This window comes from Mesorhizobium marinum, assembly GCF_040813675.1.
Lineage (GTDB): Bacteria > Pseudomonadota > Alphaproteobacteria > Rhizobiales > Rhizobiaceae > Mesorhizobium_K > Mesorhizobium_K marinum.
The window spans coordinates 377,376-403,401 of the sequence record NZ_JBFOCI010000005.1 but is presented as its reverse complement, the minus strand read 5'-3'; the positions used below and the strand labels follow the sequence as shown (position 1 = coordinate 403,401).

Sequence of the window (26,026 nt, the reverse complement as noted above, 5' to 3'; positions counted from 1 at the left end):
TGCTGCGCGTAGTAGTCGGTGAAGGCGAGCCCTTCGGCCGCGATGCGGTCGATGTTGGGCGTCCGGTAGCCCATCATCCCGAGATTGCGGTGGCTGATGTTCCAGGTGCCGATATCGTCGCCCCAGATCACAAGCACGTTCGGCTTCGAAGCATCCTGGGCATGGGCGCTTGTCGCCAACCCCGTCAGCGACAAGGCCGTGGCCACCGTGGCCGCGGTCAGAAAAGTTCGTAGGGGCATTCCTCTTCTCCTTCGGTTTGCGGTCTAGAGGGATGGTCAGTGGCCGGGGCGTTTCCCGACCTGATGTGGATGTCTTCCTTCGATGAATTCGAGAACTTCGCTTTCCAGTTCATCGACCAGCAGGCGGTAGTGCTCCGACCTGCTCCGGTCGTTTTTCCATCGGCCGACAGCGCTTGCCGCCAGCGCGTGGTCCTCGCACAGCGTCCTGAACTCGGCGTTGGACGCGTGCAGCCGGCGCACCAGGAACTCGTGTTCAGGGAACCGGCTTATGACAGCGGCAAGATCGTCCATCGGTCGGCATTGCTCCGCCACGGTCGCAATCCTGTGACGCCTGGCACGGAATGTCTCCGTTCGTACCGTAGCAACACGTGCGGAACGGGTGGATCGACGCATCCGGCGGCGGTCGTTTCTCCAATGACCGCAAGCTACGGTGCGGTTCCATTGGCAATCGGGCCGGTCTACTATCGGATGGCACTCCGTGCGGCGGGAGAGTTGATGGCATCGATGCAGCGGCCCGTGCTTGCCGACGAAGACCTCCCCGCGCCGGACCTGGTCCGGGCGCAGTTGGCGCGCGTCCTCGAAAGCCCCGCCTTCAAGGCAACGCCGCAGCGCCGGCGCATGCTGACCTATGTCGTCGAGGAACTGCTCGCCGGTCGCGGCAATGAGATCAAGGGCTACGCCATCGGCGTCAGCGTGTTCGGCAGGGGTGACGATTTCGATCCCAATGCGGACCCGCTGGTTCGGCTGGAAGCGCGGAGGCTGCGCCACGATCTCGACAGCTACTACGTGTCCGAGGGCAGGGACGATCCACTGCGGATCGCCATTCCGACCGGACGATATGTGCCTGAAATCGTCGACCAGCAAGGTGAAGTCGAGGTGGGCGAGGGCAATGTCCCGGCTGGTTCCGGGACCGGCGACGACGCGCGGCTACCAGATCGGCGGGCGCATTGGATCGCGGGCGCCGCGTCGCTGGCGTTTGCCGCCGTCGCTTCGGGCTTGTGGCTCTGGTCGCACTGGAGCGACAGTGGCCGCGCCGGGCTGGCTAGGCCGACGATTGCCGTCCTGCCCTTCGAAGTCCTGAACGACAACAAGCAGGACCAGTTCCTGGCGGCAGGCATTGCCGGCCAGATCGTCGCCGATCTCAACCGGTTTCCCGACATCCGCATCTACTCGCCGCAGGCCGGCTTCGCTCAAGACGCCTCGGCAGCCTCGATCGAACCCGGCAGGCAGCCGGAGGGATCCTACGTGGTCGCGGGCGAGTTGCGGTCCGGCGCCTCGTCGATCAACGTCGCCGCCCGCCTGCTCGATGCGGAAACCGGCGAGGTCTTGTGGGCCGACGCCTATGAGCGCGAACTGGCGCCGGAAAACCTGATGCTGATGCAAAACGAGATTGCGGCAGGAATCGCTTCCGCGCTGGGCCAGCCCTACGGCGTCATCCGTTCCGAGATCACCAGGGCAATCCCGAAGCCCGGCACGCTGAGCCAGTCGAGCTACGAGTGCGTGCTGCGGGGCTACAATTTCCGTCGTAGCTATTCGCCGGCGCTCTACCCATCGACGCTCGCATGCATGGAACAAGCGGTGCGAACCGACCCCGACTATGCCGAAGCCTGGGCGATGCTGGGGTTCCTGCATTTCATATCGACTGCACTGAGCATCCTGCCCGCCGATCCGGCGAAGAACTTCCGCACTGGCGCCGAAGCGGCGCAGCGCAGCATCGAGATTGATCCGCGCAACGTGCTGGGCTCCAAGGTTCTATCGGTGATAAACCACTATCAGGGCAACTACGCCGAAAGCGAGCGCTACGCCCGGCGGGCCCTGGAAATCAATCCGCATGACCCGGATACGCTCTATCAGCTCGGCTGGAGGCTGGCCATTCGCGGCCGCTTCGAGGAAGGCATTCCGCTGCTTGAGCGCGCCATCGACAGGACCGTCAATCCCCCGCCTCCCTACTACCACCTGATGGCGATCGATCGGCTCATGAAGAACGACGGAAAGGCCATGCTGGACTTCGCGCAGCGCGGCGCCGTCGATGGCTCGGCACTCAGCCAGTCGCTTGTCGCCATGGCGTACGGACTGCTGGGGAACCGGGAGGCCGCGACAGCGGCGATCGAGCGCATGAACCAGATCACCCCGGGCTACGACCCGATCGCCCGATTTCGCGGGCATCAGGCAACCGACGAGATCATCGCGGCGATGCAGGCCGCCTTGCGCCTGTCGCCGAGCTGAGGAGAGACTTGGCGCGTTGTCGCAGCGGCGTCGTCGCTGATTGGGGCCGAAGCTCCTCCGGTTGCCTTCGCGCCGCTAGCGAGACCAGAAATCGCGGTGCGGCGCCAACAACTCGTCCTCGATCTCCGGGAAGGGGCCCTCCACCGCAACCGCCTTCTGGCCCGATGCGAGGACGGTTCGGGAAGACAGGTTCATCGTCGGGTTGGCGGGGTGGTCGCCGGTCAGCGCGAGGAGCTTGGCTTCCTCGTAGCCGTAGACCAGCCGGCCGATGTTCGCCCAGTAGAGCGTTCCCGTGCACATCGCGCAGGGTTCCCCCGTCGTGACCAGTGTGCACCGCCACAGGAATTCCGGTTCGTAGGCGGCGGCTGCGCGCCGCGCCAGTTCGGTTTCGGCGTGATGCACGGTGTCGATGTTGCCCTGCCGCATGAGCACGCGGTCGGCCGGACCGACCAGCACCGCGCCGAAGGGGTGATGGCCATGGGCGGCGGCTTCGCGGGCAACGTCGTTGGCCTCGCGCAGGTGGGCCAGCATCTGTTCACGGGTCATCACGGGCCTCCAGACCGAAGAGCACGCCGGCCGGGTCGCATCGCGCCCGCCGGCGCATCCTGCAACGGGAAGATAGCGCGGATGCCTCCGCGCCGCGAGAGCCCGTCCGTCGGCCGCTGCACCACGGCAAACCAGGCGGTGGGCTATCCCGGCATGATCGAATTCGAGGAGTATGCCGTTCTGGTTCGGAGATATGCCGGCAACGGGCCGCCACGGCGATGATCCGCCGGCGAGCCTCGAATGGTGAATGATGATGAGAAATTCGTTTCCTGCCGATCTTGTGTTGGGCCCTGTCTTCGTTGGCAAGGTCGAAACCCGCTGGCAGGGAAGACCCGCAAGCGCCATCGCCAAGACACCGGTCCGCGGCCGGGTCTGGCTGGCCGGAACCGGACTGCGCGGCGACGAGCAGGCCGATCTTGCCGTTCATGGCGGTCCGGAAAAGGCGCTGCACCACTATGCCGCCGACCACTATCCGTTCTGGCGGGAGAAGATGCCCGACCGCGGCGACCGCTTCGCGCCGGGCGGCTTCGGCGAGAATGTTTCCACCGTTGGCCTGAGCGAAGAGCAGCTTTGCATCGGCGATGTCCTTCGCCTCGGCGAAGCGACGGTCCAGATTTCGCAGGGACGCCAGCCATGCTGGAAGCTGTCGGCCCATATGGAGCGGCCCGACATGGCGGCAAAGTTCCAGCGGTCCGGCCGCACCGGCTGGTACTATCGGGTGCTGCGTGAGGGCTACTTGGAGGAGGGCGCCCCGGTCGAGCTCGTCGAGCGGCCGCAGCCGGAATGGCGGCTATCGGCGGTGATCGCGGCCCGCTTCGACCCGAAGCTCGATCCGGAGATCGCCGGGCGACTGGCCGGCCTTGAGCAACTGTCGCCGTCATGGCGCAAGGGTTTTATGCGCAAGGCGATGCCGGGCTATGTCGAAGACACCTCCCCCCGGCTCGCCGGGACGTGACGAGCGAGCGTTCTTGTAGGCGGTCCGTCTTCGCCCTCCGGCATGCCTCGCGAACCGCGCCTGATTCCGCCTTAGACTGTTTCACACCGCGCAGGTCGAAACGTCGCCAGCAGGCGGCGCTTCGAGCGCATGGGGCAGTCCCACGGTGACGGGCGGGCTATGGTCAGTCCGCGTCCGGCACCTTGCAGGCGCATTGTTGTTGAGCGCGGACATGGGCGCGCACGTCACACGTAAACCCACTTTGTCCGGCTTCCGTGCACGCCATGCCTGGATTGGGACGACAGCGAGCCGCTGACGGACGTTGAACAAGCTGGAGGCCAGTGATCTGTACGTCGTCGAGAAGGCATCTCTGTGTGTCGCCGCAGCCCTCGCCGTCCGCGCATTCAAGGCGGATGGCGTTCTGCACCGCAGCCTTGACCGCATCTTCGATCTGAGTGTTGGTGATGGCCTGGGCGGCAGCCTGCGGCGTAGCGGCGCAAAGAGAAATTGAGAATTTTCGGTTTCTCCAGGTGATCGCGCCACTGATCTGGTTGCATTGGATTACCGCAGATTTGGATTTTCCGCCCTTACGACTTTCGGCTTCTTCCCTGAACTCGGTCTCCATGCTGGTCTCCTCTCTTCCAGTTGGGATCGGTAAGGAAACGAACGCAGTTTATTCTAGTACCGAAACGGCAGCCCATCAAATCTCGGCGCGCCATACTTGCGGCCGTGCCTGCGGCAAGCGCTCGCCCCCAAACCGTCGGCCCGCAAACGGGCTTGGATAGAAAGGGGGTGGAAAGACGATCTCTGTACCCCGGTGGGGGGAGCCGAGCGCCAGCCCCCTGCATGCTCCATCCTAGGACCGAAAATCTTCCTCGCGTCCGACCTGCAACACAGCCGTTACAAGTCGATTGTGCCGCAGCATGGAGCCGCAACGGGGCAGGCAGATTCTGTGGGCAGGTCGTTTTCCGGACGACGAAGGAGGGGCTCGCCGCATCGAACAATCCAGCAGCGGCGGGCTCCTCTGCCTGATCCGGAAGCCCCGTTGATGGTGGCCCGGTTGCTGCTGGGTCACGGGTGGGTTCGCAACCGGGCCCGGCCGGTTCCTCGTCCCCCAGCCGAATTTCAGCATCTGCTTATTTGCGATGATTGCAAGAGGCGGGGGCTTGCCACTTTTTGTCAGCGGACGACCTATCCAACGGCTGGGTCTGCCCGCAGAGTGTAAAGCCTAGTAGGGTCGGATAGCTCACCATGGCTATCGTGGAGAGGACCGTCACGGTGATGATTGTCACGCCTGTCCATCTGGCTTTCTACCGCGAATCCGGCAGGACGGACGCGACGGCAAGGGTGGCGGATACCCCGCAGATGGCAGCGGCGCCAGCCAGAAGCAGTGCAAAGTTCCTGTCGAGATTTAGCCATCGACCCGGCGCATAGCCAATCCCCAGCGTGACGATCAGGCACGCGATGACGAGGGCTGGCGTAGCCGGCCCGAGGGTCGTGATGGTCAACAAGCTGATCTTTGCCCCTAGGAGAGCGACGCCAACGCGCGGTAGCGGCTTCGCCGCCATGTCGAGCCCAGGCGCGTGTTTCGACGCCAGAGCCTTGGAGACGTCCAATTCTCGCTGAGCGCTACTGACGTTGCTTCAAGGCGGGCATGTGCATTGCAAATGAGGTCTTCGAATGTAAACTTTCCTCAGGGAGGAGCCGTGCGGACAAATCGAAGTCTCGCCGGTCGGTACTGAGATGTTTATAGGGCACAATCCCTATTTGGTCGCGCTCTCGGTGGTGATCGCGATTCTGGGAGGATACACAGGGTTCGGGCTGGCAGCCCGCCTGCGCGGAGCCGCACACGCCAGCCGGCGCGTCCTGCTCGCGGGCGCGGCGTGTTTCCTTGCAGTCGGCATCTGGACGATGCATTTCGTCGGTATGCTCGCAGCACCCCTGCCGCCGGACGCCTCCTACCTCATCCTGCCGACCGTCGTCTCCTTTCTCATCTGCGCGCTGGTTGTCGGTGTCTCGCTCTTCTTCGTAGGCATCGGCGACCCGTCCAGCACTCGCCTGATCTCCTCGGCCGTGCTTCTCGGCATCGGCGTGGTCTCCATGCATTATGTCGGCATACACGGGCTGCAGGGGGACTTTCGGCTGGAGCACGAGCAGGCGATGATCGCTCTGGCAGCCCTGATCGCGGTCGGCACCGCCTATGGCGGCCTGCGGATCTTCCTCGCCCGGCACGGCGGCGCCAGGCTGGCGCTCAGCGCGGTCGCTTTCGGGCTCGCCGTCTCCGGCATGCACTACACGGCCATGTACGGCATGCGCTTCATCCCGGGCGAAGGCCATGACGGTCACGCAATGGGAGGGCTGGTGGCCTCGTCGCAGGTGCTTGCACTGATCGTCGCGCTGCTCTGCTTCCTGATCATCGCCGGCTTCTTGCTGTTCCTGGTTCCGGATCCGCGTCCGCGCGCGCAAATGGTGCACGGCGGGGGGCAGGGTGTGCTGCCCGGCGAAACGGTGGCGGTCGGTTCGAGCGACGGAGATACCGGTGGCGCGGCCATCGCCTCCTTTCGCGCGCATCCCATGAACAAGACGCTGCCGCTAGGCGGTGCCGGCCAGCCGCGGCCGACGCATGCCGCCCGCCTGCCGGTCGAAAGCGCGGACGGCACGCATTTCGTCGATGCGGCCGACATCCGCAGCATAAAGGCCGATGCCCACTACACGCTGGTGCGTGACGGCAGCCGCGAGCGCATGTGCACCTGGTCGATCTCGGAAGCCGAGGCTCAACTGGACCCCGGCAGCTTCATGCGGGTGCATCGCAGCCACATCGTCGCGATCCCGCATGTCACGCTGATCCGCCGCGAAGGCGACGGCGCGGTGGTCGAACTCGACGGGCCGACGCGGCACCTCGTTCCGGTCAGCCGCGCCCGGATCGCCGAGTTGAAGGCCCGCCTCGGCCTGCTGCGCCGCCAGGCCTGATCTTCCCCAAAAGGTCAGCCGGCCTGCCGCAGTTCGTGCGGCGAACAACGCGTTTCGTGCGAAATCCGCGTCTTCGTGACAGCTGCGAAGCCACCGCCTTGCGCCTGCCGAAGACCGGGAACAGCCTCCCGCAAGGAGTTTGCGCGGCCTCCACAACCGCGCCGAACATGAGGGAGGAGAACCGAAACATGATCCCCGGCCAGTTCAGTTATCACAGGCCCGGCACGCTGGCGGACGCCGTCAAGCTGCTCGCCGATCTCGGCGACGAGGCCCGCCCGCTTGCCGGCGGCCACAGCCTGATCCCGACGATGAAGCTCCGGCTCGCGACGCCAGAGCATCTCGTCGATCTCGCCGGCATCGGCGAGCTCAAGGGCATCCGTCGCGACGGTGGCACCGTCGTCATCGGCGCGATGACAACGCAGCATGAACTGTTGGCCTCCACGGACATCGCTTCCGCCCTGCCGATCCTGCACGAGACAGCGCTGCTGATCGCCGACCCCCAGGTGCGCTATTGCGGCACGCTGGGCGGCAATGTTGCCAATGGTGACCCCGGCAACGACATGCCGGCGCTCATGATGACGCTCGGCGCATCCTATCGCCTGAAGGGTCCGGGCGGTGATCGGGACGTCGCCGCGCGCGACTTCTACCAGGGCGCCTATTTCACGGCGCTCGAGCCCGGCGAAATCCTGGCTTCGGTTTCGATCCCGGTTCCGCCGGCCGGCCACGGCTACGCCTATGAGAAGCTGAAGCGCAAGGTCGGCGACTACGCCACTGCCGCCGCTGCGGTTGTGTTGACGATGAGCGGCGGCAAGGTGGCCACCTGCTCGATCGGCCTCACCAACCTGTCGGAGACGCCGCTCGTCGCCGAAGCGGCGGCGCAGGCGGTGATCGGCTCGGCTCTCGACGCATCGGCGCTGAAGAACGCGGCGGCCGCCGCCGTCGCGATCATGTCGCCGGCGGGCGACGGTCGCGGCCCGGCAGAATACCGCAAGCATGTCGGCGGCATCATGGTCGAGCGGGCGCTGAAACGCGCTGCGGCCAAGGCCGCCTGAGGGAGGAGTTTCGATGGCAACCCAGGCAAAGAAGACCCAGGTGAGCATGAAGGTGAACGGCGTCGAGGTCGACGGCCTCGTCGAGCCGCGCACCCTGCTCGTCCATTTCATCCGCGAGAACCTGCATCTCACCGGCACCCATATCGGCTGCGAGACGACGCATTGTGGCGCCTGCACAGTCGACCTCGACGGAAAGTCGGTGAAGAGCTGCACCGTCTTCGCCGTGCAGGCGGACGGCGCCGAAATCACCACCATCGAAGGCATCGCCAATGCCGACGGCACGCTCTCGGCGCTGCAGGAGGGTTTCAGGCAGATGCACGGCCTGCAGTGCGGCTTCTGCACGCCCGGCATGATCACCCGCGCCCACCGGCTGCTGCAGGAGAACCCCAACCCGACCGAGGAGGAGATCCGATTCGGCATCGCCGGCAATCTCTGCCGCTGCACCGGCTACCAGAACATCGTCAGGGCAATCCAGTACGCGGCTGCCAAGATCAACGGCGTCGAATTCAAGGAGGCCGCGGAATGAACGACATGACCCTTACGCGCGAGGAGCGCGAAGCCAAGCTCGAAGGCATGGGCTGCAAGAGGAAGCGCGTCGAGGACATCCGCTTCACCCAGGGCAAGGGCAACTATGTCGACGACGTGAAGCTGCCCGGCATGCTGCATGGCGACTTCGTGCGCTCGCCGCATGCCCACGCCCGCGTCAAGTCGATCAATACCGAGAAGGCGCTGCAGGTGCCCGGCGTGCTGGCGGTCATCACCGCCGAGACGCTGAAGACCGTCAATCTCGCCTGGATGCCGACGCTCGCCGGCGACGTTCAGATGGTGCTTGCCGACGGCAAGGTGCTGTTCCAGAATCAGGAAGTGGCCTTCGTCGTCGCCACCGACCGCTATGCGGCCGACGACGGCATTGCCGCCGTCGAGGTTGAATATGAGGCGCTGCCGGTTCTGGTCGATCCGTTCCACGCGCTCGATGCCGACGCGCCGGTATTGCGCGAGGACCTCGCCGGCAAGACGACCGGCGCGCACGGCCCCCGCCGCCATCACAACCACATCTTCGAGTGGACGGTCGGCGACAAGGACCTGACCGACGCCGCTTTCCGCAAGGCGGACGTCACCATCAAGGAGATGATCTCCTACCACCGCACGCATCCGTCGCCGCTGGAGACCTGCCAGTGCGTCTGCTCGTTCGACAAGATCAAGGGCGAACTGACCATCTGGGGCACCTTCCAGGCGCCGCACGTCATCCGCACCGTGGTAGCGCTGATCGCCAAGCTGCCGGAGCAAAAGATCCATGTGATCGCGCCAGACATCGGCGGCGGCTTCGGCAACAAGGTCGGTGCCTATCCGGGCTACATCTGCGCGGCGGTCGCCAGCATCGTCACGGGAAAGCCGGTGAAGTGGGTCGAGGACCGCATCGAAAACCTGACCGCGACCTCGTTTGCGCGCGACTATCACATGACGACGGAGATCGCCGCCACGAAGGAAGGCAAGGTCACCGGCCTGCGCGTGCATGTGCTCGCCGACCACGGCGCGTTCGACGCCTGCGCCGACCCGTCGAAATGGCCGGCCGGCTTCATGAACATCGTCACCGGGTCCTACGACTTCCCCGTGGCGCATCTGGCGGTTGACGGCATCTACACCAACAAGGCGCCGGGCGGCGTCGCCTACCGCTGCTCGTTCCGGGTGACGGAGGCCGCCTACTGCATCGAGCGGGGAATGGACATTCTCGCCCAGAAGCTCGGAATGGACCCCGCCGAGCTTCGCCTGAAGAACTTCATCAAGCCGGAACAGTTCCCGTACAACTCGGCACTCGGCTGGGAGTACGATTCCGGCGACTACGCCACCGCCATGAAGAAGGCGATGGAAACGGTGCGGTATGCCGAACTGCGCAAGGAGCAGGCGGCGAAGCGCGAGGCCTTCAAGCGCGGCGAGACGCGCGAGATCATGGGCATCGGCGTCTCCTTCTTCACCGAGATCGTCGGCGCCGGCCCTTCGAAGAACTGCGACATCCTCGGCATCGCGATGTTCGACAGCTGCGAGATCAGGCTGCATCCGACCGGCGCGGGCATCGCCCGCATGGGCACCAAGAGCCAGGGCCAGGGCCACGAGACGACCTGGGCGCAGATCATCGCCACCGAGATCGGCATCCCGGCCGACGACATCATGGTCGAGGAAGGCAACACCGACACCGCGCCCTATGGGCTCGGCACCTACGGCTCGCGCTCGACACCGGTGGCGGGCGCGGCGATCGCCATGGCGGCGCGCAAGATCAAGGCCAAGGCGCAGATGATCGCTGCCTACAAGCTCGAGGTCCACGAGGACGACCTTGAGTGGGACATCGACGGCTTCAGGGTGAAGGGCCTGCCGGAAAAGTTCCTCGGCATGAAGGACATCTGCTGGATCGCGTACAACTCGCCGCCGCCGGGCCTGGAGCCCGGCCTGGAGGCGGTGAGCTACTACGATCCTCCCAACATGACCTATCCGTTCGGCGCGTATATCTGCGTCATGGACATCGATGTCGACACCGGCGTCTACAAGGTCCGTCGCTTCTATGCGCTGGATGATTGCGGCACCCGGATCAACCCGATGATCATCGAGGGCCAGGTGCATGGCGGGCTGACCGAGGCCTTCGCCATCGCGATGGGCCAGGAGATCGCCTATGACGAGACCGGCAACGTCACCACCGGCTCGTTCATGGACTTCTTCATCCCGACCGCGGTGGAGACGCCGAAGTGGGAGACCGACTACACGGTGACCCCTTCGCCGCACCATCCGATCGGGGCGAAGGGCGTCGGCGAAAGTCCGAATGTCGGCGGCGTGCCCTGCTTCTCGAACGCAGTCAACGACGCATTCTCTTTCCTTGGCTCGACCCACATCCAGATGCCGCACGACTTCTGGCGCAACTGGAAGGCGGCGAAGGAACTGGGGGCGATGGCCTGAGGGGGGCGACCGCGGGATTGTGCCATGACCCTGTCGCGCGACGAGATCGCAGTCCGCCTTGCCGCCGCCGGCTACATAGCCGACGGCGAGCTGGCGACGGCGTTGTCGATCATGCAGCTCCTGAAGCGGCCACTCCTGCTTGAAGGCGAGGCCGGTGTCGGCAAGACGGAGGTCGCCAAGGCGCTTGCCGCCGTGCACGGCGCCGAACTGATCCGGCTGCAATGCTACGAGGGGCTCGACCAGTCGGCAGCCCTCTACGAGTGGAACTACCAGCGCCAGCTGCTCGCCATCGAGGCGCACAAGGGCAGCGATCCCGACCGCATAGAGGAGCAGGTCTTCTCCGAAAAGTACCTGCTGGAGCGACCGCTGCTGGCGGCAATCCGCCGCGACACGCCGCCGGTGCTGCTGGTCGACGAGATCGACCGCGCCGACGAGGAATTCGAGGCCTTCCTGCTCGAGCTCCTGTCGGATTGGCAGGTATCGATCCCGGAGTTGGGCACCATCGCGGCGCGGGCGATCCCGCATGTCGTGCTGACCTCCAACGGCACGCGCGAGCTCTCCGACGCGTTGCGCCGGCGCTGCCTCTATCACTACGTCGACTATCCGGACGTCGAACGTGAGGCGCGCATCGTCATGGCGCGTATCCCCGGGGCGGGCGCGGCGCTCTCGCTGCAGGTTGCCCGCATGGTGGGACGGATCCGCAAGGAGGATCTGCGCAAGGTTCCCGGCGTCGCCGAGACGCTGGACTGGGCAGCGGCGCTGGTCGGGCTGGATGTCGCCGATCTGCACGACCGTCCGGAAATCGTGCAGGAAACGCTGATGTGCCTCGTCAAGACGCATGAGGATCGCTCTCGCCTGACGCCCGAGGTCACCCGACGCATCCTGGGGAAGGTCGCATGAGCTGCTGCGGCACGCCTCCGACCCTTGACGAGATGGACGAGGTCTCCCGCCTCGTCTCCGGAAAGCTCGCGGCCTTCCTGCGCACGCTGCGCGACGCTTCCTTCGCGGTCGGGTCGCGCGAAGGACAGGATGCGGCAGCCCTTCTCGCCGAGGGCTATGGGGAGAAGCCCGGCCTGTTGCGCTCGGCCTTCAAGCATCTGTTCTCGGCTCGGAAGGCGGACTGGGAGAAATTCGACGGCATCTTCGATGCATTCTGGCTCGGCCGGCGCGTCCGCGCGCGCGTCGCCACGTCGGGTGCGCCGGCAAACGCCAACAACCCTGCCACGAAAGGCATCGCGCAGGACAAGGCGCAGCAAGGCGCCGGAAGCACCCTCGATCAGGCCGCGACGGATGACGATGCGGGCCAACACGAGCGTTCCGGCGAAGGACGCGCCGAGGGAGCCTCGCGCGCGGAGACCATCGCCGAGACGGATTTCCGCAAACTCTCCGATCCGGCTGAAATCGCCGAGGCCCATGCCGTCGCGGCGCGGCTTGCTCGCGTCATGCGCACGCGACTGACGCGCCGCGACCTTGCCCGCCGTCGGGGCTACCGGCTCGATCTCCGCCGCACCATACATCGCAACATCAGCCATGGCGGCGTTCCGATCAGTCTGGTGATGCGGCGGCGCAAGGAAAAGCCGCTCCGCCTCGTCATCCTGCTCGACGCTTCGGGCTCGATGAGCATGTATACGGGCGCCTTCCTGCGCTTCATCCACGGCGTGCTCGACGAGTTCCGCGAAGCGGAGGCGTTTCTCTTCCACACGCGGCTTGCCCATGTGTCGGATGCGATGAAGGAGCGCGACGCGCAACGCGCGCTCGACCGGCTGTCCATGCTCGCGCAGGGTGCCGGCGGCGGCACCAGAATCGGCGAGAGCCTCGCCGCGTTCAACCGCTGGCACGCGGCGCGGGTCATCCATTCGCGCACCTGCGTGATGATCGTCTCCGACGGCTACGAGACGGGAGACGCAGCACTCCTGGGCCGCGAGATGAAGGCGCTTGCCCGCCGCTGCCGGCGCATCGTCTGGCTCAATCCGATGATGGGCTGGGACGGCTACGCACCCGAAGCCGCCGGCATGAAGGCGGCGCTGCCGCATGTCGACATGCTGGCGCCTGCGCACACGCTGAAAAGCCTGGCCGCGCTCGAACCGTATCTGGCGAAACTGTGACGGAGGCGAAGATGACCGCCCATGTCGACGTTCTCGATCTCGTGTCGCGTCTGAAGGCGGCGGACGAACCTTTCGTTCTGGCGACGGTGGTGCGCACCGTCTCGGTGACGGCCGCCAAGGCCGGCGCGAAGGCGATCATAAGGCCGGACGGTCGCGTGGAAGCCGGCTGGATCGGCGGCGGCTGCGCGCGCGGAGCGACGCTGAAGGCTGCGCGCGAGGCGCTTGCCGACGGCAGGTCGCGCCTCATCTCCATACAGCCCGAGGACCTGCTCGACGAGCTCGGCGTCAAGCCGGGCGAGCAGCGTGCAGGCGTGAAGTTCGCGAAGAACATGTGTCCGAGCCAGGGCACGATGGACATCTTCGTCGAGCCCATGTTGCCGAGACCCTCGCTCGTCGTGCTTGGCTCGAGCCCGGTGGCGCTGGCGCTGGCCGGGCAGGCAAGGCAGCTTGGCTTCCATGTGACGCTTGCCGCGCCATTTGGCGAGTTTGCGGAAATGCCCGAAGCCGACCGCCTCGTCGACGGCTTCGGCATCGGCGCCCCGCAATCGGCGCAGCGTTTCGTCGTCGTCTCCACACAGGGCAAGGGCGATGAGGCGGCGCTCAGGGCGGCGCTCGGCATCGAGGCCGGCTATCACGGTTTCGTCGGCAGCCGCCGCAAGATGGCGGCGCTGCGTCAGTCGCTCGCCGGCGCGGGCGTCGCAGCCGAAGCGCTCGACCGGGTGAAAGCACCGGCTGGCCTGGACATCGGGGCCATAACGCCGGAGGAGATCGCGCTGTCCATCCTCGCCGAGATCGTCGTCGTGCGCCGGGCCGGCCAGCGCGGCGAAGCGCCTCGGGAACCCCAGGGCAGTTCCAGGAAGAGCGGGTAGCGGTCTTCCGTCCGGAATAGTCGGAACACTACGAAGCAAAGGCACTACGACATGGACATGAGCGGACAGGAACGGGTCGAGGCCCCGATCGAGGCGGTGTGGCGCGCGCTCAACGACCCCGAGATCCTGAAGCGCTGCATCCCCGGCTGCGAGAAGCTGGAGAAACAGTCGGACACGCAGATGACGGCGACGGTCGTGTTGAGGGTCGGCCCGATCAAGGCGACCTTTGAAGGCGCGGTCGAACTCTCCAACCTCAATCCGCCGCGCTCCTACACGATATCAGGCGAGGGCAAGGGCGGCATCGCCGGCTTCGCCAAGGGCGGCGCGGACGTTCATCTCGCCGAGGATGATGTCGGCGCCACCCTGCTGGGCTACACCGTCAAGGCGGACGTCGGCGGCAAGATCGCGCAACTCGGTAGCCGGCTGATCGATTCCACGGCCCGCAAGCTCGCCCAGCAGTTCTTCAGCAACCTTGCCAACCAATTGTCCCATCAAACCGCCTCGGCGTGAACAGACAATCTGGCGGTACGTATATCGACGTGAGGCGGCGAGACGGCGCTGCCGAAGTGCCGATCCTTCGGCAGCGAGGCGGCGCACGCATTCAATCGAGCGGCCTTGCGATGTCGCTGCCCGCCCGCGAGAGGTCGTTCGCTTCTGCAAGTCGATCGCCACAAAGGGCGCGGGGCCGCTGTCGGCCCCCTTGTGGCTGTTCACCAAGTCGCAGATGTCGCCCCAATGGATGATCCCCTGCGGGGAAGAAAGCTGGCAGACTGGCGTCATTGTCGAGGGGCCTCGCGACGAGTTGGACCAAGGGGCCAGCCGACCGGATTCTCAGTTGGGTTCAGAATTTCGGATCGAGACCGAGGCTGAGCGTCGAGACCGTCGCTATGCGCCCACACCCTCGCACAGACGGGCTGCGACGGCCGCATAGTGCCTGACATGCTCTCAGAAAAAGTCGGGGCGACGGCGCGGCTTTGTTCGAAGCGTGCAAGCAAGACGCGGAAGCTGTCGGACGTGGCCAAGGATTTCGACGCCGACATGAACCGGTGTCGAAAAAAAAGCAGTCAAACTAGGCTGCGAAGACCGTCAAACCGGAAAATCGGCGCAACGACATGACCGCGCAACCGGATAATAGGACAATATGTTGGAATGGTGCCCAGGGGCGGATTCGAACCACCGACACGCGGATTTTCAATCCGCTGCTCTACCAACTGAGCTACCTGGGCTTTTCTGTCTCCGCGACCGGCGCCGCCGAGATGTCCGGAGGCGCATCGCCTCTCGGAAAGCGGGTGCGTTATAGCACGGGAATTCGGGCTGTCCAGCGGCCTTTGAAGGGAATTTGACGCCGCCGGCCGACGCCGGCGTTTCGGTCCCAGTCAGGCGTCCCGCGCGTCGGTTTCGGGCGCGCCGTCCTCGTCGTCCTCTTCGCGCACCGGAATGGCGTAGGCGCCGGTCAGCCAGCGGCCGAGGTCGACGTCCTTGCAGCGCGCCGAGCAGAAGGGATAGGCATCGCGCGTCGACGGCCGGCCGCATTCGGGGCAGGGGCGTTTCGGCCTCAGCGGGGTCACGGTCGCACCGCCCTCGGTCACCGGACGGTCATCCCCGCGCCCCGGACAGCCAATTGAAATGCACCTGGTAGCCGTCGCCGTTGAGCAGCGCCACCGTCTCGTAGAGCGGCAGGCCGACGACGTTGGAGTAGGAGCCGACCAGCTTGACGACGAAGGTGCCGGCAAGCCCCTGGATGGCGTAGCCGCCGGCCTTGCCGCGCCATTCGCCGGACGCGAGGTAGCTTTCGAGTTCCTCGCGGCCGATTCGCTTGAAGCGCACGCGGCTCTCGACCAGCCGCAGGCGCACCTTGCCGGACGGGGTGACCAGGCAGACGCCGGAATAGACGCGGTGGGTGCGGCCCGACAGCAACTGCAGGCTGTTGGAGGCCTCGTCGATCATCTCGGCCTTGGGCATGATGCGCCGTCCCAGCGCGACCACGGTGTCGGCGGCGAGCACGAAGGAGGGCTGGTAGTCGGCCTCGCTCTTCAGCGAGGCGAGCGCCTTGTCGGCCTTCTCGCGGGCGAGCCGCTTGGCGAGCGAACGCGGGTGCTCCGAGCGCTGCGGCGTCTCGTCGATGTCGGCCGGCAGCAGCCGGTCGGGCTCGATGCCCGCCTGCTGCAGAAGCTCGATGCGGCGCGCCGAGCCCGAGGCAAGCACAAGCTTCTGGAAAACGCTCATCCGGTTACCTGATCAGACCCGAGGTGGGACCCGTGCCTACTTGAAGCGATACGTAATGCGGCCCTTGGTCAGGTCGTAGGGGGTCATCTCGACCAGTACCTTGTCGCCTGTCAGCACGCGGATGCGATTCTTGCGCATGCGGCCGGCCGTGTGAGCGATGATCTCATGCTCGTTTTCGAGCTTCACCCGGAACATTGCGTTGGGCAGCAGCTCGGTGACCGTTCCAGGGAATTCAAGGACTTCTTCCTTCGGCATTCTTTACCTTCGTTTGGACAAGATTTTCCGGCGCCCCGTCCGGAATTTGCGCGGAACCTATATGATTGTCGCGGCTTTGTGAACAAGCTTAATGCCCGCCGGCCCCGACCGGTAGCGGACCGAAACGTTCGCCGATGCGCGCCTTGAGCCGATCGAGCATGTCCCGGTAGGCCGCCAGCTTCTGCTCGCGCGACCCTTGCGTCGCCGTCGGGTCGGCCGTCGGCCAGTACTCGACGTCGACGGCAAGCGTCCGGGTCAGCTCGAGGGCGGCGTGATGCGCCTCGGGCGACAGCGTCACGATCAGGTCGAAATAGTCGTCCTCGAGATCGTCGAGCGTGCGCGGCGTGCGCTCGGCGACGTCAAATCCGGCTTCGGCGAGAACCGCGTCGACAAAGCCGTCGGGTTCGCCGACATGCACGCCGGCCGAGGCGACGAAGGTCGAGCGCGGCAGCGCCGCGCGCGCCAGACGCTCGGCCACCGGCGAGCGCACCGCGTTCATGCCGCAGAGGAAAAGCACCGAGCGGGGCAGGCGGGATGCCGTGGTCATCCGCGCCAGTGCAGCACGCAGACGAGGGTGAACAGCCGCCGGGCGGTGCCGAAGTCGACGTCGATCTTGCCCGCGAGCCTGTCCTGCAGGGTCTGCGAACCCTCGTTGTGAAGACCGCGGCGGCCCATGTCGATCGCCTCGATCTGCGACGGCGTGGCGCTGCGGATCGCGTCGTAATAGCTCTCGCAGATCATGTAGTAGTCCTTGACGATGCGACGGAACGGCGTCAGCGACAGGATGTGGGTGACGACCTCATCGCCGTTCTCGCGGGTCACGGAGAAGACGAGCCGCGACTCGGCCAGCGACAGCTTGAGCCGGTAGGGGCCCTCGCCGGCGTCGTTGACCGGGCGAAAGCTGTTCTCCTCGATCAGGTCGAAGATGGCGACGGCGCGCTCGTGCTCGACATCCGGCGTCGAGCGGCCGATCGTGTCGTCGAGTTCGACGTCGATCAGGCGCGCGCGCTGCGGATCGGCCCCGGTCATGGTTTACATGTTGAGACGGATGGAGACGGAACGGCCATGCGCGTCGAGGCCCTCGGCCCGGGCGAGCGCGATCGCCGCGGGCGCCAGCGCGCGCAGCTGCTCGGGCCCGAGCTTCAGCACCGAGGTGCGCTTGACGAAGTCGAGCACCGACAGCCCCGACGAGAAGCGCGCCGAGCGCGCGGTCGGCAGGACGTGGTTCGAACCGCCGACATAGTCGCCGATCACCTCGGGCGTGTGGCGGCCGAGGAAGACGGCGCCGGCGTTGCGGATCCTGGCAAGCAGCCCCTCGGCGTCGGCGACGGCGAGTTCGAGATGCTCGGCGGCGATGCGGTCGACAAGCGGGGTCGCGGCGAAGAGATCGTCGACGAGGATGATGGCGCCGAAGTCGCGCCAGCTCGCGGCCGCCGTTTCGGCGCGCCCCAGCGACTTCAGCTGGCGCTCGACGGCCGCCTCGACCTGCCTGGCGAAACCGGCGTCGTCGGTCATCAGGATCGACTGCGCCGAGACGTCGTGCTCGGCCTGCGCCAGGAGGTCGGCGGCGATCCACTCCGGGTCGTTGTCGCGGTCGGCGACGACGAGCACCTCCGAGGGACCGGCGATCATGTCGATGCCGACGGTTCCGAACACCTGGCGCTTGGCGGCCGCCACATAGGCGTTGCCCGGCCCGACGATCTTGGCCACCGGGCGGATCGTCTCGGTGCCGTAGGCGAGCGCGGCGACGGCCTGGGCGCCGCCGACGCGATAGATTTCCGTGACGCCGGCGAGGTCGGCGGCGACCAGCACCAGCGGGTTGATGACGCCGCGCGCCGCCGGCACGACGATGACGATGCGCTCGACGCCGGCGACCGCGGCTGGAATTGCGTTCATCAGCACCGAGCTCGGATAGCTCGCCGTGCCGCCGGGCACGTAGAGGCCGACGGCCTCGATCGCCGTCCAGCGCGAGCCGAGCTCGACGCCGGCCGCGTCGACGTAGCGGTCGTCGCGGGGCATCTGCCGCTCGTGGTGCGAGCGGATGCGGTCGCGCGCGAATTTCAGGGCGTCGACCGTCGCGGGATCGGCTTCCTGGTGGGCGCGGGCGATGTCGTCCTTCGACACGGCGATGCCGAGCGCGGCGAGGTCGCCGCCGTCGAACCGCCTCGTATAGTCGACCAGCGCCGCGTCGCCCTCGGCGCGCACCCGGGCGATGATGTCGCGGACGGTCGCCTCGACATCGGGCGAGGCCTCGCGCTTGGCGCCGAGCAGGGCGGCGAAGCGCGCCTCGAAATCCGGTTGCGCCTGGTCAAGCGTGACGGCCATGCGTTCAGTCCTTGTGCGCGGGGCGGGCGGAAGCGCCCCATGCGCCGCCGAGATCGGAAAGCCTGGCCTCGATGCACTCGACGTCGAGCCTGATCGTGCCGCCGCCGGCGAAGACGAGGTCGATCGTGCCTGCCGGCGCGTCGGTCGCGGCGTAGGTGACGGCGAGCAGCGACAGCACCTCGTCGGGCTTGCCGCGCGCTATGCCCGCCTGCTTGACCGAAAGCACGCGGCCGAAATGCAGCATGCTGTTGCGGCGCTCGGGCTGCGGCTGCGCGAGGCTGGCATCCTTTTCCCAGGCGAAGCGGTACATCGGCACCACGAACTGCCTGGACGCCGCGATGAAGTCGAGGTCGCCGACCTTCATCACCGCGTCCTGCACATGGGCGGAGACGATCTTCAGGTCTTCCTCGTCAAGGGCGAGAAGCTTGAGCAGGTCCATGGCCTTGCGCCTGTCGGTTCGGTTTCGGCCTAGTTAGGCGGTCTTTGCGGGGCGCGCAACCGGGAGCGGCGCTTGATCCCGTCCCACCAGGCGCCTGACCTCGGCCTTGATCTCCTCGCGGTAGGTTTCCATGATCTCGCGGTCGAGCGGCACGCAGGGCGGGTAGACGAGCAGCGGCAGCCAGTAGCGCGTCTGGTCGCGGACGCCGGCGCAAACGCCGTTTCGCCGGCAGGCGCCCTCGCGACACGCGCGGTGGTTGCCGAGACCGGTGCAGATCCGCTGGCAGAGGCCGAGCCAGACGGCGTGCGCGCAGGTGAATCGCTCGAAGCAGCGCCGGTAGATCGCATATTGCTCGTCGGTCTCGTGCGGGCGGCGCCTGGCCAGATGGAGGTCGAGGCGCGGCCATTCGGCCGCGGGCCGCACATGAAGGTAGTGTTGCGGCGCGCCCGGCGCGTAGTCGTTTCGCGACCAGGCCGCCTCCACGTCGGTGTCCGCGGCGAGGGTCTCGTCGACCAGCACGGGCCGCAGCCCGGCGGGAAAAGGGTTGCCGAGGCGCGACCGGGCGGGGCTCGACTGGTCGGGGCGCGAGCGGCTGGGAGCGGGCTTCTTGTCTTTCCGTCCTGGCGAATGCACAAGCGTCTCCGTTGCCGCGCCCGGAACCCGAGCCGGGCCTTGCAGGTGGTTCTTGCCCATGACTTGCTATCAGACACGGCTTCGCCGGTCGGGCGTCATGGGTAGTCCGGGAAGACGGGCAGCCGCGGGGTCGCCAGTCTAGATTTTCATGCGACCTCGCGGCCGCCCGTCCGGCGATTTCCGTCCGCGTCCGTTCCGCTCCGCCTTCGATACACTCTGCCTCCGGCTTTTTGGCCTTCCGGCATCGGCCTCTCCGGCTATGTGCTCGTCCAGCACGCGCCGCCCGTAGTGGCGGCAGGGGAACCCAGGACGCGGCCTCCCCGGGCGGCAGGTCTCGTCAACCCGCCACCGGAGGCGCCGGTCCTTCCCCGCTGTCGAACGACTCCGGAGCGTTCCCGGCAGGAAGGACGGGACGGATTATGCGGGAGGTTTTTGGGGTGTGGATAAAGGTGGGGCGATTTTTTTGGGGGTGGCGGCTATCCTGCTCCCCTGGCGCCGCGCGCTATACCTCCCGAGAATGGAGCGCGGAGCTTGATCGGGCCTTTACACAGGACCGAACGTCGGAATGCGGTGTCACGACCGAAAACCGTAGATCAATCGATCAACCAAGCAGACCGCCTTGCGATATGCTGTCCGGTACGGGTCCTGTTTAAAATTGCCAGAATTGGCGTGAAGGAACTGACGAAGTTCGTGCGGATCGATTTCTCGGGGAGGTTGGAACGGAACCATCAGAAGTGCCTCGATAGGGTCAGTGGCCTTCTCGATAATCGCTTTGGTTGACAGGCCTGCAAAGGACGACTTAAAGCGCTTTCCGTATGATGGCAGCGTATAATCTGCTTTTCGCAACTTCTCGACGACCTTCTTGGCTCCTTCGTAGCTCGACGCTGCCAGTTCCTTCTCAGATCGAATTTTCGCAGCGTGCAGATACCGGAAGACTGGAATGAACGTGCGGTTCGATCTGGCATAGGCCGGAAAAGCGGAGCCGAGTAGGTCGGAAGCGTCGAATTTCGATTTGGTCTGGAGGCAATCGACGAATACTTCGTCAGGCGAAACTCCTGCATAGCCCTTCTTCGCCAGAGCACTTTCAGCTGCCTTGTCGACTTTCTTGCCTAGGTCTTGCTGACGCTGGGCAACACCAACTCCGACCACGAATTCTACCGACTCCGCAGATCCGATCTCGTCATAGTCTACGACCGCGATCTTTTTCTCGCTGTCGACGGGCGCATGCACCAACTCATACAGCTGTTCCTTGAAGAAACGTAGGACCCTTGCTGGCATCTTCCTCTTCGACTCGGATAGCGCCGCGTAGATCTCACCGAAATCCGTAAACTTCGCCACCATCATCGTCACACTGAACTCGCCAGATTGTATCGTCGTCTTTTCAATGACCGGCTGCTCATCGCCATCAGTGCGCTGAATGAAAATGAGGTTCTGCTGAAATGTGTCGATCTTGTGCTGGGGCAAACATCTTGCGATTGAAGATATAAGCGCGCGGATATGAGGATCTGTGATCGAGTATCCGAAAAAAATTATCGGATGCTCGACAAATATTGTTACCAGCTTTGCTGCGAGGTACGGGTTTCTCGCGTTAAATTCAGCGTAGTCTTCAGCTGTTAGAATCAAGCTTCGAGGGTCGCTCGCGGATCCGTGGATCTTGTAGATCTCTCCAATCGACTGTGGGTTTGAGAAGAGCAGCTCCTCCTGACCAATGAAGACTTTGTAGTCCGGGAAAAGCTCCTCAAGAAAGAAGTCCCAGTTCGTGGTGATCACCCCGTCCACGGCGATCTTGGACAATGCAGCGATCTCGCCGCCGAATTCAGAGTTGCGCGCATCCTCCAGCGAATACTGGCTAAGATATTTAGCAATCTCGACCTTCAAGGCGTCGGCACTGCCCTTTATAAGGCCTGCGAACTGCGACCGACTGTCGGCCATGTCGGGCGCAGACCACCACCATTCGTTGTAATCTTGTGCCATGTTTGATGCGGCTTTGGGCAGATCGCCGTTGGCCTTCGATATATAATAACCGAAATCTCGAATTGGCTCGCAAAAGCGCTGTAGGAGTCCTGCCCAATCGCTTAGGCCCAGATAGCGCCGCGAGAAGCCCGAGCCTATGAAGAGGAACGGAGCCGCAGGATGTTTCTGCAGGATAGATTGCAACTCTTCAATAGGACGAGCCACATCGATTCTCTATTATTTCGCCGAGGCAGTCCTGCCACAAAATCCGCTCACCACCAAAGTCATTTGCGTTGTACGACAGCTCTCGAACGGTGCTTCTTAGAGAAATTCGAAGCTGGGGATCGAGTTGACAGACGCGGCTGACGGTGATTTGGCGCCAAGCTGGAGCACCCCTCATCCGTCCTCGCTCTCGCTTCGCTCGGCTAGGCCACCTTATCCCTCAAAGGGGAGAAGGAAGGGAACGCGCATCGCAGCCACAATCGCGGCGAAGCTGCTATGAAGGACGCTTCCCGTGATTCTCCCGTGCCTTGCCGATGCCCGCCCTCGAAATCCTCAAGACCGTCTACGGCTACGATGCCTTCAGGGGACCGCAGGCCGACATCGTCGCGCATGTGATCGCTGGCAACAACGCCTTCGTGCTGATGCCGACGGGCGGCGGCAAGTCGCTCTGCTACCAGATCCCCGCCATGGTGCGGCCCGGCATGGGGCTGGTCGTTTCGCCGCTGCTGGCGCTGATGGCCGACCAGGTGGCGGCCTTGCGCCAGGCCGGGGTGAGGGCCGCCGCGCTCAATTCGGACCTGCCCGGCGACGAGCGGCGCGCGCTTTGGCGCGCCATCCATGGCGGCGACCTCGACCTGCTCTACGTCGCGCCCGAGACGCTGCTCAGGCCGGGCGTGCTGGAGCAGCTGGACGGGGTAAGACTGTCGCTGATCGCCATCGACGAGGCGCACTGCCTGTCGCAATGGGGGCATGATTTCCGGCCGTCTTATCGCCAGCTCGACGCGCTGGCGGAACGCTTTGCCGGCACGCCGCGCATGGCGCTGACGGCGACCGCCGACGAGCCGACGCGCCAGGAAATCCTGTCGCATCTCGACATCGACGAGGCCGACGCCTTCATCGCCGGCTTCGACCGGCCCAACATCCGCTACGCCATCGAGGAGAAGGACAATCCGCGCGCCCAGCTGAAGGATTTCCTGAAGCGGCACGAGGGCGAGAGCGGCATCGTCTACTGCCTGTCGAAGCGCAAGACCGAGGAGACGGCCGCCTGGCTGCAGGGCCTCGGCTACGACGCGCTCGCCTATCACGCCGGCATGGACAAGGCCGCGCGAGAAGCCAACCAGGCGCGCTTCCAGCGCGGCGAGGCGGTCGTCATGGTCGCCACCATCGCCTTCGGCATGGGCATCGACAAGCCGGACGTGCGCTTCGTCGCGCATCTCGACCTGCCGGGCAGCATCGAGGCCTACTACCAGGAGACCGGGCGCGCCGGGCGCGACGGGCTGCCCTCCGACACGCTGATGCTCTACGGCTCCGAGGACGTGGCGCTGCGCAGCCGCTTCATCGAGGAATCGGACGCGCCCGAGCAGCGCAAGCGCATGGAGCGCCAGAAGCTCGACGCGCTGCTGGGGCTGGCCGAGACGGCCGACTGCCGGCGGCGGGTGCTGCTGTCCTATTTCGGCGACCATGCCGGGCCGTGCGGCAATTGCGACACCTGCGCCGAGCCGCCAAAGCTGTTCGACGGCGGAATCGCGGCGCAGAAGGCGCTGTCCTGCATCTACCGCACCGGCGAGCGCTTCGGGCAGGCCTATGTGGTCGACGTGCTGCTCGGCGTCGAGAACGAGCGCATCGCCCAGTTCGGCCACGACCGCATCTCCACCTTCGGCATCGGCCGCGAGCACGACAACCGCACATGGCGGGCGATCCTGCGCCAGCTGATCACACTGAGGCTGGTCGAGGTCGACCTCGCCGGACATGGCGGCCTGTCGATCGCGCCCGCCGGCCGCGATTTCCTGCGCGACAAGCCGGCGCTGATGCTGCGCGTGCCGCCGCCGCCGCGCGCAAGGCGTGGCAAGGTGGCGCGCGGCGCCGCGCAGGCGGCCGTCGGCGAGGCCGACCAGGACCTGTTCCAGGCGCTGAGGCAGAAGCGCACCGAGATCGCGCGCCTGCAGAACGTGCCGCCCTACGTGATCTTCCACGACAGGACGCTGGTCGAGCTGGCGGCGGCAAGACCGTCGTCGCGCGCCGCGATGGCCGAGGTATCAGGCGTCGGCGATGCCAAGCTCGACCGCTACGGCCCGGCCTTCCTGGCGGTGATCGCCGAGCACGCGTGACGACGCGGCGGGCTTTGCCCGCGGTTCGATCGGGGAGGGGACGGGGGCCTTCCGGGCGGTCAGCCGGAGAGACGCTCGACGATGGCGCCGCAATTGCCGAGCTTTTCCTCGAGGCGCTCGAAGCCGCGGTCGAGGTGGTAGACGCGGCTGACCGTGGTCTCGCCTTCCGCCGCGAGGCCGGCGATGACCAGCGACACCGAGGCGCGCAGGTCGGTCGCCATGACGGGCGCGCCCTTCAGCCGGGAGACGCCGTCGACGATCGCCGTCTGCCCGGCGAGCGAGATGCGCGCGCCGAGCCGCGCCAGCTCCTGCACGTGCATGAAGCGGTTCTCGAAGATCGTCTCGGTGATCCTCGACTGGCCGTTGGCCATCGTCATCAGGCCCATGAACTGCGCCTGCAGGTCGGTCGGGAAGCCCGGGAAGGGCTCGGTCGCGACATCGACGGCGCGCAGGCCGTTGCCGTTGCGCCTGACGCGGATGCCGTCGTCGACGGCGGTGATCTCGGCGCCCGCGTCCGACAGCGTGCCGAGCGCGCGCTCGAGCAGGTCGGCGCGCGCGCCCTCGAGCACGACGTCGCCGCCGGTCATCGCCACCGCCATGGCGTAGGTGCCGGTCTCGATGCGGTCGGGGATGACGCGGTGGCGCGCGCCCGACAGCGAATCGACGCCCTCGATGGTGATGGTCGAGGTGCCCGCGCCGGTGATCCGCGCGCCCATCGCGTTCAGGCATTCGGCGAGGTTGACGATTTCCGGCTCGCGCGCGGCGTTTTCAAGGACGGTCTCGCCCTTGGCCAGCGACGCCGCCATCAGAAGCACATGGGTGGCGCCGACGGAAACCTTCGGGAAGACGTAGCGGTTGCCGGTCAGCCGGCCGTTCTTCGTCCTGGCGATGACATAGCCGCTCTCGACGTCGAGATCGGCGCCGAGCGCCTGCAGGCCGTCGAGGAACAGGTCGACCGGGCGCGTGCCGATGGCGCAGCCGCCCGGAAGCGACACCTTTGCCTCGCCCATGCGGGCGAGCAGCGGGCCGATCACCCAGAAGGACGCGCGCATCTTGGAGACCAGCTCGTAGGGCGCGGTGGTGTCGACGATCTGGCGGGCGGTGAAGTTGATGGTGCGCGAATAGCCTTCCTGCTGCTTCTCGCGGCGGCCGTTCACGGAATAGTCGACGCCGTGGTTGCCGAGGATGCGGATGAGCTGCTCGACGTCGGCCAGGTGCGGGACGTTCTCCAGCGTCAGCGTGTCGTCGGTCAGCAGCGAGGCGATCATCAGCGGCAGCGCGGCGTTCTTGGCGCCGGAAATCGGAATGCGGCCGTTGAGCTCGTTGCCGCCCTTTACCCTGATGCTGTCCATGGCGATGTCCCCCGCCGGCGCTCCGGCTCTGGTCTGAACGGCCCCTCTAAACCATCGTCTCAATCGGTTCAAGGAACAGCTGATGCACGTTTGCCGGCGCCGCGGGCCGGCGCCTCGTCACTCCTCGGCGTCCGCTTCCGGCCTGTCGGCCACGCCGAGCCCTTCCGGCCGCTCGTCCGCCCCGCCGGTGCGCCGCGAGCGCGCCTGCGCCTTGCGGCGCTGGAGGTTGGCGCGCAGCTCCTCGGCCAGCCGGGCCTTGCGGTCGCTCTTGCCCGCCGCACCCGCGCCGGTCGCGTCGCCTGCCTTCACCATGTCACGCTCCACATGCGCCGAGACTAGCGGGCGTGGCGGCCTGCGTGAAGGGCAGGCGTGCCGATCCGGGCCCGCGGCGGCAATTGGCTCTCCGTGATGTCCTGCATCGCCGCGCTTTGCGCTGGCTTTGCTCCTCGCGTTGGCGCCTCAAGGGCCGCTACGCGTGGATGGCCGTCCAAAATGGTGACCGGCCCACCTGGCTTGTTGCCAACCGCCGCGAGGAATGATATTAATATTGGAATGATGTGAAGATAACAACAATGTGCACGAATCTGCAGCAGGCTGCATCCGATTTGTGCTGACTGCGATGTTCAGGC

26 protein-coding genes, 1 tRNA gene and 1 pseudogene are annotated in these 26,026 nt (G+C 65.9%); 11 read left to right on the top strand and 17 right to left on the bottom strand.

The annotated features are described in order from the left end of the window. A pseudogene (locus ABUE31_RS17795) lies at nucleotides 1–239 on the bottom strand (arylsulfatase); the annotation flags it as partial. A 36-nt stretch (nucleotides 240–275) separates the two neighbouring features. Continuing rightward, nucleotides 276–530: a hypothetical protein gene (locus ABUE31_RS17790; protein ID WP_367725029.1), complete on the bottom strand. Its 255-nt coding sequence runs from the start codon at nucleotides 528–530 to the stop codon at nucleotides 276–278. Nucleotides 531–734: 204 nt separating this feature from the next. Here ABUE31_RS17790 and ABUE31_RS17785 point away from each other — a divergent pair, with 204 nt between their 5' ends. Further along, the gene (locus ABUE31_RS17785) at nucleotides 735–2,465 is read left to right on the top strand and encodes a tetratricopeptide repeat protein (RefSeq protein WP_367725028.1); all 1,731 of its coding nucleotides are present in this window, start codon (nucleotides 735–737) and stop codon (nucleotides 2,463–2,465) included. A gap of 75 nt (nucleotides 2,466–2,540) precedes the next feature. Here ABUE31_RS17785 and ABUE31_RS17780 read toward each other — a convergent pair whose 3' ends face one another. Continuing rightward, the gene (locus tag ABUE31_RS17780; protein ID WP_367725026.1) at nucleotides 2,541–3,011 is read right to left on the bottom strand and encodes a nucleoside deaminase; all 471 of its coding nucleotides are present in this window, start codon (nucleotides 3,009–3,011) and stop codon (nucleotides 2,541–2,543) included. A gap of 253 nt (nucleotides 3,012–3,264) precedes the next feature. Here ABUE31_RS17780 and ABUE31_RS17775 point away from each other — a divergent pair, with 253 nt between their 5' ends. Beyond that, entirely contained in the window at nucleotides 3,265–3,966 is a 702-nt protein-coding gene (locus tag ABUE31_RS17775) for an MOSC domain-containing protein (RefSeq protein WP_367725024.1), read from the top strand. Between the two features lie 163 nt (nucleotides 3,967–4,129). On the opposite strand, the gene ABUE31_RS17770 is transcribed toward ABUE31_RS17775, so the two are convergent. Then, nucleotides 4,130–4,570: a hypothetical protein gene (locus ABUE31_RS17770; RefSeq protein ID WP_367725023.1), complete on the bottom strand. Its 441-nt coding sequence runs from the start codon at nucleotides 4,568–4,570 to the stop codon at nucleotides 4,130–4,132. 685 nt (nucleotides 4,571–5,255) lie between these two features. Further along, nucleotides 5,256–5,561 carry a putative sulfate exporter family transporter gene (locus tag ABUE31_RS17765; RefSeq protein ID WP_367725022.1) on the bottom strand — a complete coding sequence of 102 codons (306 nt, stop codon included), beginning with the start codon at nucleotides 5,559–5,561 and terminating at the stop codon, nucleotides 5,256–5,258. Nucleotides 5,562–5,688: 127 nt separating this feature from the next. On the opposite strand from ABUE31_RS17765, the gene ABUE31_RS17760 reads away from it, so the two are divergent. The 8 genes from ABUE31_RS17760 to ABUE31_RS17725 all read left to right on the top strand — a co-directional run bounded on the left by ABUE31_RS17760 (nucleotide 5,689) and on the right by ABUE31_RS17725 (nucleotide 14,394). Then, nucleotides 5,689–6,915, top strand: coding sequence for an MHYT domain-containing protein (locus ABUE31_RS17760; RefSeq protein WP_367725021.1), 1,227 nt, complete (start codon nucleotides 5,689–5,691; stop codon nucleotides 6,913–6,915). A 188-nt stretch (nucleotides 6,916–7,103) separates the two neighbouring features. Then, nucleotides 7,104–7,967, top strand: a complete 864-nt coding sequence (locus tag ABUE31_RS17755) for an FAD binding domain-containing protein (protein WP_367725020.1) — start codon at nucleotides 7,104–7,106, stop codon at nucleotides 7,965–7,967. Between the two features lie 13 nt (nucleotides 7,968–7,980). Then, entirely contained in the window at nucleotides 7,981–8,493 is a 513-nt protein-coding gene (locus tag ABUE31_RS17750; protein ID WP_367725019.1) for a (2Fe-2S)-binding protein, read from the top strand. Beyond that, complete coding sequence (locus ABUE31_RS17745; protein WP_367725017.1) at nucleotides 8,490–10,910, top strand: aerobic carbon-monoxide dehydrogenase large subunit; 2,421 nt, start codon at nucleotides 8,490–8,492, stop codon at nucleotides 10,908–10,910. Before ABUE31_RS17750 ends, ABUE31_RS17745 begins: the two co-directional genes overlap by 4 nt. Nucleotides 10,911–10,934: 24 nt before the next feature. Next, nucleotides 10,935–11,810, top strand: a complete 876-nt coding sequence (locus tag ABUE31_RS17740; RefSeq protein WP_367725016.1) for an AAA family ATPase — start codon at nucleotides 10,935–10,937, stop codon at nucleotides 11,808–11,810. After that, nucleotides 11,807–13,015 carry a vWA domain-containing protein gene (locus ABUE31_RS17735; RefSeq protein WP_367725015.1) on the top strand — a complete coding sequence of 403 codons (1,209 nt, stop codon included), beginning with the start codon at nucleotides 11,807–11,809 and terminating at the stop codon, nucleotides 13,013–13,015. Before ABUE31_RS17740 ends, ABUE31_RS17735 begins: the two co-directional genes overlap by 4 nt. An 11-nt stretch (nucleotides 13,016–13,026) precedes the next feature. After that, entirely contained in the window at nucleotides 13,027–13,884 is an 858-nt protein-coding gene (locus ABUE31_RS17730; RefSeq protein WP_367725014.1) for an XdhC family protein, read from the top strand. Nucleotides 13,885–13,935: 51 nt separating this feature from the next. Beyond that, nucleotides 13,936–14,394 (top strand): SRPBCC family protein, encoded by a 459-nt coding sequence (locus ABUE31_RS17725; protein WP_367725013.1) that lies wholly within the window; start codon nucleotides 13,936–13,938, stop codon nucleotides 14,392–14,394. A gap of 640 nt (nucleotides 14,395–15,034) precedes the next feature. Here the strand turns inward: ABUE31_RS17725 and ABUE31_RS17720 are convergent. The 10 genes from ABUE31_RS17720 to ABUE31_RS17675 all read right to left on the bottom strand — a co-directional run bounded on the left by ABUE31_RS17720 (nucleotide 15,035) and on the right by ABUE31_RS17675 (nucleotide 21,940). Beyond that, nucleotides 15,035–15,110, bottom strand: a tRNA-Phe gene (locus tag ABUE31_RS17720). Nucleotides 15,111–15,260: 150 nt separating this feature from the next. Beyond that, entirely contained in the window at nucleotides 15,261–15,473 is a 213-nt protein-coding gene (yacG, locus tag ABUE31_RS17715; RefSeq protein ID WP_367725012.1) for a DNA gyrase inhibitor YacG, read from the bottom strand. Between the two features lie 7 nt (nucleotides 15,474–15,480). Next, nucleotides 15,481–16,110 (bottom strand): Maf-like protein, encoded by a 630-nt coding sequence (locus ABUE31_RS17710; protein WP_367725011.1) that lies wholly within the window; start codon nucleotides 16,108–16,110, stop codon nucleotides 15,481–15,483. 36 nt (nucleotides 16,111–16,146) lie between these two features. Further along, a complete protein-coding gene (gene infA, locus ABUE31_RS17705) occupies nucleotides 16,147–16,365 on the bottom strand; it encodes a translation initiation factor IF-1 (protein WP_019172992.1) in 219 nt (72 codons plus the stop codon). 88 nt (nucleotides 16,366–16,453) lie between these two features. After that, a complete protein-coding gene (locus ABUE31_RS17700; RefSeq protein WP_367725010.1) occupies nucleotides 16,454–16,912 on the bottom strand; it encodes an arsenate-mycothiol transferase ArsC in 459 nt (152 codons plus the stop codon). Then, a complete protein-coding gene (locus ABUE31_RS17695) occupies nucleotides 16,909–17,394 on the bottom strand; it encodes a UPF0262 family protein (RefSeq protein WP_367725009.1) in 486 nt (161 codons plus the stop codon). Before ABUE31_RS17695 ends, ABUE31_RS17700 begins: the two co-directional genes overlap by 4 nt. 3 nt (nucleotides 17,395–17,397) lie before the next feature. Continuing rightward, the gene (gene hisD / locus ABUE31_RS17690) at nucleotides 17,398–18,690 is read right to left on the bottom strand and encodes a histidinol dehydrogenase (protein WP_367725008.1); all 1,293 of its coding nucleotides are present in this window, start codon (nucleotides 18,688–18,690) and stop codon (nucleotides 17,398–17,400) included. 4 nt (nucleotides 18,691–18,694) lie between these two features. After that, the gene (locus ABUE31_RS17685) at nucleotides 18,695–19,129 is read right to left on the bottom strand and encodes a DUF2948 family protein (protein ID WP_367725007.1); all 435 of its coding nucleotides are present in this window, start codon (nucleotides 19,127–19,129) and stop codon (nucleotides 18,695–18,697) included. 33 nt (nucleotides 19,130–19,162) lie between these two features. Beyond that, nucleotides 19,163–19,822, bottom strand: coding sequence for a hypothetical protein (locus ABUE31_RS17680; RefSeq protein ID WP_367725006.1), 660 nt, complete (start codon nucleotides 19,820–19,822; stop codon nucleotides 19,163–19,165). A gap of 513 nt (nucleotides 19,823–20,335) precedes the next feature. After that, nucleotides 20,336–21,940 (bottom strand): SIR2 family protein, encoded by a 1,605-nt coding sequence (locus ABUE31_RS17675; protein ID WP_367725005.1) that lies wholly within the window; start codon nucleotides 21,938–21,940, stop codon nucleotides 20,336–20,338. Between the two features lie 311 nt (nucleotides 21,941–22,251). Here ABUE31_RS17675 and recQ point away from each other — a divergent pair, with 311 nt between their 5' ends. Beyond that, complete coding sequence (recQ, locus tag ABUE31_RS17670; protein ID WP_367725004.1) at nucleotides 22,252–24,045, top strand: DNA helicase RecQ; 1,794 nt, start codon at nucleotides 22,252–22,254, stop codon at nucleotides 24,043–24,045. A gap of 59 nt (nucleotides 24,046–24,104) precedes the next feature. On the opposite strand, the gene murA is transcribed toward recQ, so the two are convergent. Beyond that, the gene (gene murA, locus ABUE31_RS17665; RefSeq protein ID WP_367725003.1) at nucleotides 24,105–25,397 is read right to left on the bottom strand and encodes a UDP-N-acetylglucosamine 1-carboxyvinyltransferase; all 1,293 of its coding nucleotides are present in this window, start codon (nucleotides 25,395–25,397) and stop codon (nucleotides 24,105–24,107) included. Between the two features lie 117 nt (nucleotides 25,398–25,514). Next, on the bottom strand, nucleotides 25,515–25,709 hold the full coding sequence (locus ABUE31_RS17660; protein WP_367725002.1) for a hypothetical protein: 195 nt from the start codon (nucleotides 25,707–25,709) through the stop codon (nucleotides 25,515–25,517). Nucleotides 25,710–26,026: the final 317 nt, after the last annotated feature.

Bases quoted from the DNA above. Each gene is read 5' to 3' on its own strand.
- recQ (WP_367725004.1), top strand. From the start codon at position 22,252: ATGCCCGCCCTCGAAATCCTCAAGACCGTCTACGGCTACGATGCCTTC.
- ABUE31_RS17735 (WP_367725015.1), top strand. From the start codon at position 11,807: ATGAGCTGCTGCGGCACGCCTCCGACCCTTGACGAGATGGACGAGGTC.
- ABUE31_RS17685 (WP_367725007.1), bottom strand. From the start codon at position 19,129: ATGGACCTGCTCAAGCTTCTCGCCCTTGACGAGGAAGACCTGAAGATC.
- ABUE31_RS17790 (WP_367725029.1), bottom strand. From the start codon at position 530: ATGGACGATCTTGCCGCTGTCATAAGCCGGTTCCCTGAACACGAGTTC.
- ABUE31_RS17710 (WP_367725011.1), bottom strand. From the start codon at position 16,110: ATGAGCGTTTTCCAGAAGCTTGTGCTTGCCTCGGGCTCGGCGCGCCGC.
- ABUE31_RS17740 (WP_367725016.1), top strand. From the start codon at position 10,935: ATGACCCTGTCGCGCGACGAGATCGCAGTCCGCCTTGCCGCCGCCGGC.
- ABUE31_RS17780 (WP_367725026.1), bottom strand. From the start codon at position 3,011: ATGACCCGTGAACAGATGCTGGCCCACCTGCGCGAGGCCAACGACGTT.
- ABUE31_RS17680 (WP_367725006.1), bottom strand. From the start codon at position 19,822: ATGGGCAAGAACCACCTGCAAGGCCCGGCTCGGGTTCCGGGCGCGGCA.
- murA (WP_367725003.1), bottom strand. From the start codon at position 25,397: ATGGACAGCATCAGGGTAAAGGGCGGCAACGAGCTCAACGGCCGCATT.
- ABUE31_RS17730 (WP_367725014.1), top strand. From the start codon at position 13,027: ATGACCGCCCATGTCGACGTTCTCGATCTCGTGTCGCGTCTGAAGGCG.
- ABUE31_RS17700 (WP_367725010.1), bottom strand. From the start codon at position 16,912: ATGACCACGGCATCCCGCCTGCCCCGCTCGGTGCTTTTCCTCTGCGGC.
- ABUE31_RS17660 (WP_367725002.1), bottom strand. From the start codon at position 25,709: ATGGTGAAGGCAGGCGACGCGACCGGCGCGGGTGCGGCGGGCAAGAGC.
- ABUE31_RS17725 (WP_367725013.1), top strand. From the start codon at position 13,936: ATGGACATGAGCGGACAGGAACGGGTCGAGGCCCCGATCGAGGCGGTG.
- ABUE31_RS17775 (WP_367725024.1), top strand. From the start codon at position 3,265: ATGAGAAATTCGTTTCCTGCCGATCTTGTGTTGGGCCCTGTCTTCGTT.
- ABUE31_RS17745 (WP_367725017.1), top strand. From the start codon at position 8,490: ATGAACGACATGACCCTTACGCGCGAGGAGCGCGAAGCCAAGCTCGAA.
- ABUE31_RS17770 (WP_367725023.1), bottom strand. From the start codon at position 4,570: ATGGAGACCGAGTTCAGGGAAGAAGCCGAAAGTCGTAAGGGCGGAAAA.
- infA (WP_019172992.1), bottom strand. From the start codon at position 16,365: ATGCCGAAGGAAGAAGTCCTTGAATTCCCTGGAACGGTCACCGAGCTG.
- ABUE31_RS17785 (WP_367725028.1), top strand. From the start codon at position 735: ATGGCATCGATGCAGCGGCCCGTGCTTGCCGACGAAGACCTCCCCGCG.
- hisD (WP_367725008.1), bottom strand. From the start codon at position 18,690: ATGGCCGTCACGCTTGACCAGGCGCAACCGGATTTCGAGGCGCGCTTC.
- ABUE31_RS17760 (WP_367725021.1), top strand. From the start codon at position 5,689: ATGTTTATAGGGCACAATCCCTATTTGGTCGCGCTCTCGGTGGTGATC.
- ABUE31_RS17750 (WP_367725019.1), top strand. From the start codon at position 7,981: ATGGCAACCCAGGCAAAGAAGACCCAGGTGAGCATGAAGGTGAACGGC.
- ABUE31_RS17755 (WP_367725020.1), top strand. From the start codon at position 7,104: ATGATCCCCGGCCAGTTCAGTTATCACAGGCCCGGCACGCTGGCGGAC.
- ABUE31_RS17695 (WP_367725009.1), bottom strand. From the start codon at position 17,394: ATGACCGGGGCCGATCCGCAGCGCGCGCGCCTGATCGACGTCGAACTC.